The following is a 13,726-nucleotide window of genomic DNA, read 5'->3' on the forward strand; positions in this document are numbered from 1 at the left end:
TTTTTTTTAATTATTTTTAAAACCCCTTGTAAACAAAGAGAAAAACAGTAGAAATAAAATGTTATATCAGTAAATATTTGTAGTATTGTAAAAAGAAATTTATATAAAAATTGAATACAAACGATAAGAAACCTTCTTGGAAACACAGACTCCATGAAATTATTTATGAAGCAGACACTAAAGAAGGTAAATTTTTTGATGTAATATTATTAATTGCCATCATTGCTAGTATTTTATTGGTGATGCTAGAAAGTATCGAAAGTTTTGATGCTAAATATCATACCTATTTAAATATTTCTGAATGGATTATTACCATTCTGTTTTCTATAGAATATATATTAAGGGTTGTTGCCATAAACAAACCTTTTAAATATATTTTTAGTTTCTACGGTATTATCGATTTTCTATCTACCATACCAAAATACTTATCGCTTGTAATTGTTGGTTCTCATCATTTTGCTGCACTAAGAGCATTACGCTTACTTAGAGTTTTTAGAATTTTAAAATTAGCAAGATATGTTGGTGCATCTAATAAACTGTTAATAGCTTTAAAAGCAAGTAAAGCAAAAATAGCAGTTTTCTTATTTTTTGTAGTGATATTATGTATCATTTTAGGAACCATTATGTATATGGTAGAAGGAGCCGTAAATGGTTTTACTAGTATTCCTAGAAGTGTCTATTGGGCAATTGTTACCTTAACCACAGTTGGTTTTGGAGACATTGCGCCACAAACACCATTAGGGCAATTAATTGCTAGCATTATTATGATTTTAGGATATGGTATTATTGCCATTCCTACAGGAATTGTAAGCTCGGAAATGACTAAAAATACCGATAATAAAATACATACAAACACACAAGCTTGCCCAAACTGTGGGAAAGAAAACCATAAAGATGGCGCAGAATTCTGTTACAATTGTGGTAGTAAATTAAACTAAATGACTTCTAATAATTTTTTAATTACCATTGTAGGGCCAACCGCAATTGGTAAAACAGCGTTAAGTATTCAATTAGCAAATCATTTTAAGAGTGATATTATTTCTTGTGATTCTAGACAGTTTTACAAAGAAATGACAATTGGTACCGCAGTGCCAGATGCAGATGAATTGGCAGCAGCAAAACATCACTTTATACAAAATAGAAGTGTTTTTGAAGATTATAATGTAGGTTCTTTTGAAAGGGATACACTTGCTAAACTAGACGAACTTTTTAAAGAAAACCCAGTACAAATAATGGTTGGTGGTTCTGGTTTATATGTAGATGCAGTTTTAAAAGGATTGGATTATTTCCCCGAAGTAGATCCGAAAATTAGAGAAACGTTAAATCTACAATTAGAAAAAGAAGGTGTAGAAGTACTACAAGAACAATTAAAAGAATTAGACTTAGAGACTTATAACATAATAGAGTTACAAAACCCAAAAAGAGTAATGAGAGCTTTAGAGGTTTGTATAGGTTCTGGTATTCCCTATTCTACTTTTAAGAACAAACCCAAAGCACCTAGAAATTTTACTTCTATTAAAATAGGATTAGACGCAGATCGACAAATTATTTACGATAGAATAAATATGCGTGTAGACATCATGATAAAAAATGGCTTGCTAGAAGAAGCAAAAACATTATACCCTCATAAAAATTTAAATGCTCTACAAACGGTAGGTTATAGAGAATTGTTCTCTTATTTTGACGGTGATTTTACCAAAGAATTTGCCATTTCAGAAATTAAAAAAAACACCCGAAGGTTTGCAAAACGACAAGGCACTTGGTTTAAGAGGGATAAAAACACCTTGTGGTTCGATTATCAAACCGATATAAACACCATTATTACTGAAATTTCTGATAAAATTAACATATCAAAACTATAAAAACTTTTGTAATTCACTCACTTTTATATCTTTGTTGCACAAAAAATCAAAAACATGAAATCAAAAATTATATTTATTGCTATTGCTTTGTTAAGCACCATTTCTATTGCACAATCTAAAGTAGGTACAGTAGATAGCGAATATATTTTAAGCCTAATGCCAGAAACAAAAATTGTTTTAGAAAGATCTCAAAATTACGGTGCAAAATTAGATTCTTCCTTTAATATTAAAGTAAAAACCTATCAAACCAAAGTAGATGCTTTTAAAAAGAATGAAAAAACACTTGGTGAACTCGCTAAACAAGGAGCATATAAAGAATTAGCAGAATTAGAAGCTGATATTAAAAAATATCAACAAAACGGAAACAAGTTAATGCAATTAAAGCAAGACGAATTAATGCGTCCTTTGTATAAAAAATTAAGTGAAGCTATCACTACCGTTTCTAAAGCAGGTAAATACACACAAATTTTAACCGTTTCTGGTAACGATTTTGCATACATAGACAACAATTTTGACATTACAAAACTAGTATTAAACAACTTAGGTATCGTAATGCCAACTGAAACTGAAGAATAAGTTTTAATCAAAATATTTTTTTTTATAAGCCTCACATTTTTGTGAGGCTTTTTTTATGACCTTTAATTTTACAAATAAAAAACGAGTGTTTCTACGTGTTGATTAGCATATTAAAAAGAAACTAAGTTTACATAATTCTTATAAAGTATAAAAAGAGATCAAATTTAACCCAAACTTTAACCCCTCAACTTATGAAAAACTATTTTATGTATGCAAGTCTAGCATTTATGTTACTTGGATGTAATCCTCCTAAAACTAAGGAAGAAAAAAAGATTCTAACCTACACACCAATTACAGCGGTACCAATGCCAACCACATTGGTTTCTGGTCAAAAATTCCCTACAGATTCTACAACTATTAATAATTGGATAAAAAAAAGTACAGTAGTTAAAAACCTAGAAACTAACACCAACATTATTACACATGGTTGGGATATTTGGGATGCATTAACAGCTTTTACAAATCAAGATAATAATGGTCAGAAATTAAGAAGGTTTGAAACTTGGTACACTCCAGGAGATATTAAAACAGCTTTAAAAGCTCAACAAAAGAATAGTAGCTTTAAATTAGAAGATATAAACAGGTCTCACACAGGTCATTTAGTAATTCCGCATCAAAACATACATGGAGACCAAGTAAAAAGTGTCGATATTATTGGTTTTGTTAAATGCAATCCTATTTCTGCAGCACATATTTACAACAACCAATTGTATTATTTCGAAGTTTTAAAAAGTATGATAAAGCCTGGTAAAATAGCAAATATTCCTGCTTTTCCTGCATCAACAGTGTTGATAAAACCTGTTTTTCAGGTATTAACAGATACAGTAACTGTAAAAATTGCACCCGGAAAATATAGGCTTCCTACATGGCCTGGGTACCATAATCAAATACCAATGGATTCTGTAATCGCTCACGGATTTGGTCCTGAATCTTGGAAAAATGACATAACCATTACCACTACCGGAACAACAGATGCTGCAAATAAAGTATTTTCTATTAACGAATTTATTCACTTTAAATTAAATAAAGAACAAGCAGAAGAGTTAAAAGGAACCAATTTTGTTACTGGAGGAACACCTAAGGCAGGACAATATGCTGTATTGGTTGGCATGCACGTAAATACAAGAGAAAATAGAAGATGGACATGGCAAACGTTTTGGTGGTCAGAAAATCCTACCGCGCCACAAAGTCCGAGTTCTTCAATTATTGCAAATAAGCAACCTGCTCGTTTAGATATTGCAGCAAAACATTATGCAATGTCGGTAGCTTATAATATGATTAGTCCTGCACAACCTTACACTGGCGGTACAAATGCAATTACCATTAATGAACCTATAAAAGAATCTATTTATGCTTTTAACCCTTATTTAGAAGCAGGTTTTAATGCAGCTACATTTGATGTTGCTCCTAAACCTAATCATAAAAATCAAAGTAATTCTGGCGGTAACGATAGTATTAAAAAATATTATAGCGAAGGTTATCAGAAAATTGGTGCCTTTAGAAAATCAGAAAAAATATATGTGGGTGGTAAATTAAACAAAGTAGGTATAGAAACAAATTGCATGAGCTGTCATGGGCAAGCAAGGTTGTATAATGTAGCTCAAATAAAAGATGCTTTTCAATATTATATTACAGACCAATACACCGCTTTAGATGCTCCCTATTATAAAAACACCGTTGTGTTGGATTTTGCATGGAGTATTCAAGGAAATTTAATTTATAGAGATTCTATTAATAAATAAAAATAATTTCTTTACAAAAAAAGGTTTGTAACAACAGAGTTACAAACCTTTTTTTATTAAACTATAATTGTACATTATTTTTTAATTTAAAAGAATCAAATTAACCAATACTTAATGCACATCACTTTTTAAAAGTTGAGGAAATTTCTTTTTAAATTTATTTAATCTAGGTACAGAAACTGCTTTTACATATCCTTGGTTAGGGTTTCTACGTTCAAAATCTTGATGGTATTCTTCTGCTTTATAAAACTTTTTAAATTTGGTAACTTCCGTTGCTATTTTACCGTTATAGACATCTTTATTTAACTGGGTAATAGTATTTTCTATAATTTGCTTTTCAGCATCGGTTGTATAAAAAGCGATAGACCTGTACTGCGAACCGTAATCTGGATGTTGTCCGTTTTTTGTAGTTGGATCTTGAGAACCAAAAAACACGGTTACCAAAGTTTGAAAAGAAACTTTATTGGGGTTATAATACACCGCAACAGTTTCTGCGTGCCCCGTTTTTCCGGTTCCAATACTTTTATAAGTTGGGTTTAATGTGTTGCCGCCTGCATAACCAGAAACTGCTTCTTCTACTCCATTTACACTTTCAAAAATAGCTTCTACACACCAAAAACAACCACTAGCAAAATAAGCTACTTTGGTGTTTTCTTTAGCAATATAAGTGACTTTAAGTTGGGTTTCCTTTTTATTAGTAAAACCAAAACAAGAAATTAATAATAGAGAGAAACTAACAAAAGTAATTGACTTTAAAATATTCATTTTATAATAATTATAAGGGTTAAAAGAAAATTGTACAGAAAATAGTGGGCCTACTTTAAGTACAATTTTCCGAACTTTAATTTAATATAATAATAACTACTTTTATAGTCGTAACAAAATTCATCTATTTACAAGATGTTTACAACTTTAGCATTTAATTAAGAAACCTACTTGTAAAAAAAGAAGTAGATACCTATTTTTGTTCCTTTATTTATTGTTTCATAAACCTTGTCTTTTTGAGCATAGTCTACAGGTTTATTTTAGTATTAGACTGGGCTCACACAAATATTAATATTATACAATCTATTATACATGGAGCATTTTATAGTTTCTGCGCGTAAATACCGTCCTCAAAACTTTGCGGATGTTGTTGGGCAACAAGCCATTACAAACACGTTAGAAAAGGCTATAAAAAATAATCACTTAGCACAAGCCTTGTTATTTACAGGCCCGCGTGGAGTTGGTAAAACTTCTTGTGCTAGAATATTGGCTAAAAACATCAATCAACAAGATGCCGAAATTTCTGCTGATGAAGATTTTGCTTTTAATATTTTTGAATTAGATGCTGCTTCTAACAATTCTGTTGATGATATTAGAAGTTTAACAGAGCAAGTTCGTATTCCGCCACAAACAGGTAAGTACAAAGTATATATTATAGATGAGGTACACATGCTATCTCAGGCAGCTTTTAATGCTTTCTTAAAAACGTTAGAAGAACCACCTGCACATGCTATTTTTATTTTAGCAACTACAGAAAAACATAAAATTATTCCGACAATTTTATCTCGTTGTCAAATTTTCGATTTCAAACGAATTGGTGTTTTAGATGCTAAAAATTATCTAAAAGTAATTTGCGAAAAAGAAAATATTACAGCAGAAGATGATGCTTTGCATATTATCGCCCAAAAGGCGGATGGAGCTATGCGTGATGCTTTGTCTATTTTTGATAGAGTTATTAGTTTCTCTGGAAGTAATTTAACAAGAGAAGCCGTTACCGAAAACCTGAATGTATTAGACTACGAAACGTATTTTAATATGACAGATTTAATGCTAACAAACAAAATACCACAAGTACTAAATGCTTTTAATGTAGTATTAAGTAAAGGTTTTGAAGGGCATCACTTTATAAACGGATTGGCAAGTCATTTTAGAGATTTACTAGTAGCCAAAGACAAAGCTACTTTACTGTTGTTAGAAGTTGGTGATGCCGCTAAAAAGAAATATTTAGAGCAAGCCACAAAGGCAAGTATTCCGTTTTTAATGCAATCTATAGAAAAAGCAAATCAATGCGATTTAAACTATAGAGCTAGTAAAAATCAGCGACTGCTGGTAGAATTAACCATTATGCAAATTGCCTCTATCACTTTTGATGGAGAAAAAAAAAAATCAGCTAACTACATAATTCCCGCTACATTTTTTCAGGCGCTTTCACCAGCTGTAAAAGAAATTGCAAAACCGATTCAGAAAAAAGCTGAAGTTGTGCAACCACCTAAAGTTGAAACGCCTAAACCTAGATTAGCAAAACCTATTTTAAAATCGTCTGGAAGACGTGTTTCTTCTTTATCCTTAAAGAGTATTCATGAAAAAAAGGTAGAGAAAAAAGTTGTTGAAGAAGAAAATTTTGACAATCACCCGAAAGATCCATTTACCCAAGAAAAGTTACAAAATCTTTGGAAAGAATATATTGCCTTATTGATTAATAAAGGGGAACGAAGTATGGCTTCTATTGTTGGTACAGATGTGCCAAAATTAGGTGAGAACTTTAAAATTTCTTTTATGGTACCTAACAAATTAATGGAAGATCAATTTAAAAAAGGTAGGTCTAAATTAGTAAATTTCTTAAGAGCAGGACTTAATAATTATGGTATTAGTCTTACCGTTACTCTAAATGAAACCATAGAAAAAAAGTTTGCTTATACTCCACAAGAAAAGTATAATAAAATGAGAGAAATAAATCCTCTTTTAGATAAATTACGCCAAACTTTTGAATTAGATATGTAACTCTTCACTTACTATTTCTACTTATAATTACATTAGATAATTATGAATTATTTTTTAGCAATTTCTTTTATTGCCATTTTGCAATTTTGATTAGCAACTTCCGTAAAAAGAAACGCTTAGCAAAATTTAAAGCTTCACTTTATAAAAATTTGGGAACTCCAAAAAAGAAAGAATATTATAATTTCTTTGTAATATCTAAGTATTTTAATAACAATAAACACAAAGAAAAAGCATATCACATTTTATCAGAAAAAAGTAAAATTGACTTTGATATTGATGACATTTTTAAGTTTATTGACAGAACTTCTTCTAAAATAGGACAACAATATTTATACTTTAAATTAAGAACAATTGGTTCTATTAAAGAATTAAAAAAATTTGATGAATTAACCACTTTATTTCAGAAAAACAAAGATTTAAGTGTTTCTTGCCAATTAGAACTTTCTAAATTAAACAACACAAATTCTTATTATTTAGAAGAATTAATCAACGATAAACAATAAAAAAAAACAAAGTATTTATGGATTGTTAGAGGCTTAACAATTACTGCAATTTCTTCGATTATACTTTTATTTTTTTATCCAATATTTAGCCTTTTATTAATGCCTGTTTTTTCTGCAAATCTATTTTTTCATTATAAAAATAAACACAGTGTTGCCTATTATTTAAATGGTGTAAACCAACTATCTAGAACCTTAAAAATAAGTCAAAAATTAGCTAAAAACCCTGAAATAGTTACTCATTTTAAAAACCTCTCTTTTATAGATGATATGAAATCTATTAAATTTAAAACAGAATTTATCGCTTTTGAAAAAAATATAAGTGATGAAATTTTATTCTTTTTCTGTTTTTTTTTTGCAGAAAGTATTAAGATACTGTTTAATGTAGAGTATTTGGTTTTTTATAGTTTTTTGGACGCTATCACTAAAAAACGAAAAAGTATAGAAGACCTATTTCTTTTTATAGGGAAAATTGACGCAGCTATTTCTACCGCTTCTTTAAAGTCTGGAAACTTAAAAATTTGTATACCTACTTTTAATGATATTAATGAATTAAAAGTAAATGGAATTTACCATCCTTTAATTGATAATTGTATTACAAATGATACGCATCTTTTAAATAAAAGTATGCTTTTAACAGGTTCTAATATGTCTGGTAAAACCACTTTTATAAGAACAGTTGCTATTAATAGTATTTTAGCGCAAACATTAAATTTATGTTTTGCACAATCTTATACTGCTCCTTTTTACAAAATACATTCCTCTATTAGAATTACAGATGACTTATTAGAAAACACAAGTTATTATTTACAAGAAGTGCTTACTATAAAGGAATTAATAGAAGCTTCTAAAGCTACAACCCCTTGTTTGTTTGTATTGGATGAAATTTTTAAAGGAACTACTAATACTATCGAAAGAGTTTCTGGTGGAAAAGCTATTTTATCCTATTTAAATAAGAAAAATCATACCGTTTTAGTTTCTACACACGATATAGAATTGACAGAATTATTAGTAGAAGATAATTACGATTTATATCACTTTAGTGAAGAAATTGAAGAAAATAATCTATTTTTTGATCACAAGATAAAACAAGGGAAACTAAAGACTAGAAATGCTATTAAAATTCTAGATTTGTATAAATATCCTTCAGAAATAATTAAAGAAGCCAAAGAGATAGAAGCTAATTATTTTAACCGAGAATAATTTTAAAGGATTTTTATTATAACAATCATAGAAACACATATCAATTAAAACTTGTCTAATACATCTTTTAATTTAAAATGTATTAGACAAGTTTTAATTAAATAGTCTTCACGTTTTTTCCTAAATAGATTAACGTACAATTTTCTTTAGTTAATTTTGCTTTTTCAAATTCTGATATTAAGTATAATTTTTCGTCTTTTTTCACAAATAAAAGTACAGATCTTAATTCTTTAAATAATTTAGAAAGCATTTCATCATATTCTTCTTCTGTACTAATTTCTACTTCATAAATCTTAGGATTGTCTCTAAATGCCTCACTTAGATTAATATAATCATCTTTAGGCGTAAAGAAGCCTCTTTGTTCCTCTATACTTACATCCGTTTTTAAGATCTCTTCTGAGGTAGCCAATCTATATGCACCTTGTTCTCCAAAATCTTTTGCAAAACTATTTACTGCAAATTTATTTACATCTTCACTACCCGTCATTGCAATTAAATAACCAACATCATTTAATTCTATATTATCAGATAAAACCTCATTATAAATATCAATTCTAAAAGCCTCTAAATCTTCTTTTAAAGCTTTTTTAATATAATCTTTATTAGAGTCAATTAAAATAACTCGTTTCCCTTTACCTTTTAAATATTGCGCAATTAATCTTGCAGGACTAGATGCTCCTACAAATAAAATAGATTCAGAACTTTTAAGAAAAACACCTACCATTTTAGCAAACAAACGTGCTGTAGTTGCATTAAATAAAACGGTTCCTAAAACAATCATAAAAACTAAAGGTGTAATATACTCTGCTCCTTCTACTCCTTGTTTCATTAACTTGCTACCAAATAAAGATGCAATACCTGCAGCTACAATTCCACGAGGTCCAACCCAACTTATAAATAATTTTTCGTTTAGTTTTAATTTAGAGTTTCTAGTACTTGCAAAAACTGCTAAAGGTCTAATTACAAAAACTACAATAGCAAAAAGCGCTGCCGTTTTCCAAGTATACAATAAAAGTAAATCTTCTATATTGATGTTTGCCGACAATAAAATAAATAGAATTGAAATTAATAAAACACTTAAAGATTCTTTAAAATAAAGCAATTCTTTTAAGTTACTTAATTTACCATTTCCTAAAACCATTCCCATAACAACTACTGCTAATAAGCCAGACTCGTGTGCAAATAACTCCGATTCTACAAAAACTAATAAAACTGTTGAAAGTGAAACTACATTTAATAAATAATGCGGAATTAATTTTCTATTAATAGCATAAGCCAAAGCGTGTGCAAACGTAAACCCAAAAGTGGTTCCAAAAAGTAAAATTTTACCAAACTCCATTAAAGCCGTTTTTGTAAAACCACCATCTCCACCAACGCTAATAAACTCAAACACCAATACAGCAACCAAAGCACCAATTGGATCAATTAAAATTCCTTCCCATTTTAAAACAGTAGAAATGTCTTTCTTTAGCGGAATGTTTCTTAAAATTGGAGTGATTACTGTTGGTCCGGTAACTATTATTAATCCAGAAAAAAGGAAAGAAAGATCCCAACCTAATTCAAAAATATAATGTGCAACAATACCAGCACCAAAAAACGTAATTGCAGAGCCCAGTGTAATTAATTTTGTAATTACGGGACCTACATTTTTAATTTCATTTCTTTTTAGCGTTAATCCACCTTCAAAAAGTATAATACTGATGGCTAAAGAAACAAAGTAATACAAGCTCTCTCCTGGGAACAGCCCTTTTTCTCCATTCCAAATTGGCTCTATCCATTTGCTACCATCTTCACTTAAAAATTCTGCAGCAATAGGTCCCACCAATAAACCTATTAATATTAACGGTAAAATTGCAGGGATTTTAAATTTCCACGCTACCCATTGTGCTAATATTCCTAAAATAATTATTCCTGCTAATTCTAACATATTTTTTAATCTCGTTTAAATGTAAATTTAAGAATGTTTAGTAATCCTAAAAATAAAAATATAGTTTTTTTCTTTCTTATAAAGTTCCCTATATTGTACCAATAAGTAAACCTCTAAACAACTTTTTTGCAAAATATTCATAAAATTCTAATTGGCATTGCATTTTCCCCAAATTTAAAAGCCAACATATTTGAAGCTGTAAGACTCGCAAATATGTTTAATGCTGAATTGGTAGGAGTTCATGTAGGAACAAAATCACAACAAAAAAAAATAGACTTAACAACGCTATTATCTGCAGCAGACCCTTTAAAAAAATCCTTTAAAGCGATTTGGAAAGAAGGAAACCCAGTAGATGTTATTCTAGAAACTTGCACTGTAGAAAACATAGACTTCCTTATTTTAGGAGCATTACAGAAAGAAAACCTCTTAAAATATTATGTGGGTTCTATTGCTAGAAAAATTACTAGAAAAGCTCCTTGTTCTGTTTTACTGTTAATTAAACCGTCAATAGCGAGAGTACCATGTAACCATATTGTGGTAAATGGGTTAAAAGATGACAGAACAGAAGAAACGATTAAAACAGCTTTTGTTGTTGCTAAATATTTAGAATGTAGTAAAATTACTATTGTAGAAGAAGTGAGTCAGAATGAACTACAAGTAAAAGTAAGTGATGATAAAACACTAAGACAAGCTACAATTACAAGAGAAAGGTTAAAAACAAGAGAAGACCAGCGTGTAAAAACCATTTTAAAAGATATAAATTGTAATGATATTACCATAACAACACAAAGTATTTTTGGAAAAAGAGGCTATTCTATTGGACATTATGCCAAAGTAAAAAGAGCTGATTTGCTAATTATGAACGCACCAAATAAACTTGGTTTTTTCGATAGAATCTTCCCTCACGATCTTGAGTATATTTTATCTCAATTACCAACCGATGTTTTAATAGTTAAATAGATGCCAAAAAAAAACACTCTTAAAACATTTATAGGCGATATCCCTAAAAATTTATTTTCTGGTTTTGTAGTATCATTAATAGCACTTCCTTTAGGTTTAGGATTGGCATTAGCCTCTGGCGCACCACCTATTTCTGGAATTATTGCTGCCATAGTTGGTGGTATTGTAGTTTCTATAATTGGAGGCTCTAACGTTACTATTACAGGACCTGGAAACGGTTTGGTTGTAGTTATTTTGGGGGCTATTACTACTTTAGGTGAAGGAAATATGCAACAAGGTTTTTTATACACTTTGGCTGCAATTGTAATTTCCGGAGTTATTATGATTATTCTTGGTTTTCTTAGAATGGGTTCTTTGGGAGATTTCTTTCCGGGTTCTGCCATACAAGGAATGTTAGCCGCTATTGGAATTGGAATTTTCGCAAAACAAATTCATGTAATGTTTGGTAATCTAGACGCCAAAGGAAGCATTATAGAACTCTTAATTCAGGTTCCGGAAGGAATACTAAATTTAATACAGACAGACAATTCTAGCATGTTTTATGCAGGTTTGGTTGGTATTGTTAGTTTGCTGATTATGATTTTTTATAGCAAAATAAGAAATCGATATTTTCAATTAATTCCCGCTCCTATGTGGATTGTGGTTTTAAGTGTAGGTATGTATTATTATTTTGACTTGATTTCTGCATCTCCATACCCTATTGATAAAAGTTTATTAATAGCATTACCAAATGATGTGCTCTCTAATTTTGCTTTTCCAGATTTTGGTAAAATATATCAAGCTAACTTTATAAATGCCGTTATATCCATTACATTAATTGCAAGTATAGAAAGTTTATTAAGCATAAAGGCGGTAGATAAATTAGACCCTTTAAAAAGAAGATCTAACGTAAATAAAGACATTCGTGCGCTAGGTATAGCCACCGTAATTAGTGGTTTTTTAGGAGGTTTAAATGTAGTTGCCGTAATTGCTAGAAGCTCTGTAAACGTAAATAATAAGGGAACAAACAGGTCTGCAAACTTTTTTCACGCAGCTTTTTTAGTCGCTTTTATTTTATTATTTGCCACTGAATTACGTAAAATTCCGTTGCCTGCATTGGCTGCTATTTTAGTTTTTACAGGCTATAAATTAGCTTCTCCAGACAATATAAAAAAGGTTTTTAGTATAGGATCTGAACAATTAATTATTTTCTTAATCACCTTATTAACAACCATTTCAACAAGTTTAATTACAGGGATTATTGTAGGTATCTTAGCTACCTTTATTATTCACGTAATTATCAATAAAAACATTTTGTTATTTGTTAAAAACATTTTAAAACCCAATGTTTTAATGTTTAAAGAGGATGATACGTATTATGTGAGTGTAAAGAATTTTTCTAGCTTTTTAAACTATACAAAACTAAAAACGAAGCTAGATCAAATTCCGGAAACCGAAGAAGCAATCATCGATTTTTCTCTGTGTGATTTTGTAGATCATTCTGTGATGGAAAACATGAGTAATTACGCTGCATCCTTTACCAGAAAAGGAGGCCATTTTGAAGTTATTGGTTTAGATGATTCTAAATCTGGAAGTGAACACCCCTTTGCATTGCGTAAAATATTACCTAAACAAATAACGCCTAAATTAAATGTTTTAACAAAAAGGCAAAAATCTATACAGACTATTAGTGAGGAAATGCATTGGAAATACTATGCTAATTCTGCTTTAGAGATGGAGGAATTACCCACTTTTGGTTATTTTAAAACGCGTAATATAGACAAGGTTTCTAACGTGCTTTCTAATGAAGATTGTACAATTTTTGATGTTCATTTTACAGAAGGAGAAATGATTGCAAAACAGGTTATTAAAACAACGATGTTGCATATTCATCCTTTAAAAATGGTTCCTAATTTTACTTTAGATAGAGAAGGTCTTTTTGAGTATCTGTTAGAATTTGCTGGTTATAAAGATATTGACATCGATAATCACCCAGATTTTAGCCATCGATTTTATTTAGCGGGAAAAAACGAAGAAAAAATTAGAGAATTTTTTACAGATGATTTAGTTTTGTTCTTTGAAAGCAACAAACAATATCATATTTCTGCTACCGAAAATGGACTTTTAATATTTGGTAACGAACGTTTATCGAGTGTTAAAGAAATTAAAGCATTGGCCTATTTTGGTATGGGCTTACAAAAAACAATATAA

11 protein-coding genes are annotated in these 13,726 nt (G+C 29.8%); 9 read left to right on the forward strand and 2 right to left on the reverse strand.

The window, feature by feature from the left end:
* Positions 1 to 110 precede the first annotated feature (110 nt).
* From GQR92_RS03265 to GQR92_RS03280, 4 genes are all read left to right on the forward strand, one after another.
* Positions 111 to 938, forward strand: coding sequence for an ion transporter (locus tag GQR92_RS03265; protein WP_158837779.1), 828 nt, complete (start codon positions 111 to 113; stop codon positions 936 to 938).
* Positions 939 to 1,862, forward strand: a complete 924-nt coding sequence (gene miaA, locus GQR92_RS03270) for a tRNA (adenosine(37)-N6)-dimethylallyltransferase MiaA (protein ID WP_158837780.1) — start codon at positions 939 to 941, stop codon at positions 1,860 to 1,862.
* 54 nt (positions 1,863 to 1,916) lie between these two features.
* Entirely contained in the window at positions 1,917 to 2,438 is a 522-nt protein-coding gene (locus tag GQR92_RS03275) for an OmpH family outer membrane protein (RefSeq protein WP_199269175.1), read from the forward strand.
* 191 nt (positions 2,439 to 2,629) lie between these two features.
* Entirely contained in the window at positions 2,630 to 4,180 is a 1,551-nt protein-coding gene (locus tag GQR92_RS03280) for a hypothetical protein (protein WP_158837781.1), read from the forward strand.
* A 111-nt stretch (positions 4,181 to 4,291) separates the two neighbouring features.
* Here GQR92_RS03280 and msrA read toward each other — a convergent pair whose 3' ends face one another.
* Entirely contained in the window at positions 4,292 to 4,945 is a 654-nt protein-coding gene (gene msrA, locus GQR92_RS03285) for a peptide-methionine (S)-S-oxide reductase MsrA (protein ID WP_158837782.1), read from the reverse strand.
* Positions 4,946 to 5,257: 312 nt separating this feature from the next.
* Between msrA and dnaX the strand changes: the two genes are divergently transcribed.
* The 3 genes from dnaX (at position 5,258) to GQR92_RS03295 (ending at position 8,649) form a co-directional block, all read left to right on the forward strand.
* The gene (gene dnaX / locus GQR92_RS03290; protein ID WP_158837783.1) at positions 5,258 to 6,946 is read left to right on the forward strand and encodes a DNA polymerase III subunit gamma/tau; all 1,689 of its coding nucleotides are present in this window, start codon (positions 5,258 to 5,260) and stop codon (positions 6,944 to 6,946) included.
* 149 nt (positions 6,947 to 7,095) lie between these two features.
* Positions 7,096 to 7,449: a hypothetical protein gene (locus GQR92_RS17910; protein ID WP_233269989.1), complete on the forward strand. Its 354-nt coding sequence runs from the start codon at positions 7,096 to 7,098 to the stop codon at positions 7,447 to 7,449.
* A 99-nt stretch (positions 7,450 to 7,548) separates the two neighbouring features.
* Positions 7,549 to 8,649, forward strand: a complete 1,101-nt coding sequence (locus GQR92_RS03295) for a MutS-related protein (RefSeq protein ID WP_233269991.1) — start codon at positions 7,549 to 7,551, stop codon at positions 8,647 to 8,649.
* Between the two features lie 97 nt (positions 8,650 to 8,746).
* Here the strand turns inward: GQR92_RS03295 and GQR92_RS03300 are convergent, their stop codons facing one another.
* Entirely contained in the window at positions 8,747 to 10,576 is a 1,830-nt protein-coding gene (locus GQR92_RS03300) for a cation:proton antiporter (protein ID WP_158837784.1), read from the reverse strand.
* Positions 10,577 to 10,702: 126 nt separating this feature from the next.
* Here GQR92_RS03300 and GQR92_RS03305 point away from each other — a divergent pair, with 126 nt between their 5' ends.
* Together GQR92_RS03305 and GQR92_RS03310 are read left to right on the forward strand one after the other, a co-directional pair.
* The gene (locus tag GQR92_RS03305) at positions 10,703 to 11,536 is read left to right on the forward strand and encodes a universal stress protein (protein WP_233269992.1); all 834 of its coding nucleotides are present in this window, start codon (positions 10,703 to 10,705) and stop codon (positions 11,534 to 11,536) included.
* Positions 11,537 to 13,726, forward strand: a complete 2,190-nt coding sequence (locus tag GQR92_RS03310; protein WP_158837785.1) for a SulP family inorganic anion transporter — start codon at positions 11,537 to 11,539, stop codon at positions 13,724 to 13,726.

This window comes from Polaribacter sp. L3A8 (genome assembly GCF_009796785.1).
Lineage (GTDB): Bacteria > Bacteroidota > Bacteroidia > Flavobacteriales > Flavobacteriaceae > Polaribacter.

What these genes read in the sequence shown, in the direction of transcription:
- msrA (WP_158837782.1), bottom strand. Translation starts at nt 4,945, where the DNA reads ATGAATATTTTAAAGTCAATTACTTTTGTTAGTTTCTCTCTATTATTA.
- GQR92_RS03310 (WP_158837785.1), top strand. Translation starts at nt 11,537, where the DNA reads ATGCCAAAAAAAAACACTCTTAAAACATTTATAGGCGATATCCCTAAA.
- GQR92_RS03295 (WP_233269991.1), top strand. Translation starts at nt 7,549, where the DNA reads ATGCCTGTTTTTTCTGCAAATCTATTTTTTCATTATAAAAATAAACAC.
- GQR92_RS03300 (WP_158837784.1), bottom strand. Translation starts at nt 10,576, where the DNA reads ATGTTAGAATTAGCAGGAATAATTATTTTAGGAATATTAGCACAATGG.
- GQR92_RS03275 (WP_199269175.1), top strand. Translation starts at nt 1,917, where the DNA reads ATGAAATCAAAAATTATATTTATTGCTATTGCTTTGTTAAGCACCATT.
- miaA (WP_158837780.1), top strand. Translation starts at nt 939, where the DNA reads ATGACTTCTAATAATTTTTTAATTACCATTGTAGGGCCAACCGCAATT.
- GQR92_RS03280 (WP_158837781.1), top strand. Translation starts at nt 2,630, where the DNA reads ATGAAAAACTATTTTATGTATGCAAGTCTAGCATTTATGTTACTTGGA.
- dnaX (WP_158837783.1), top strand. Translation starts at nt 5,258, where the DNA reads ATGGAGCATTTTATAGTTTCTGCGCGTAAATACCGTCCTCAAAACTTT.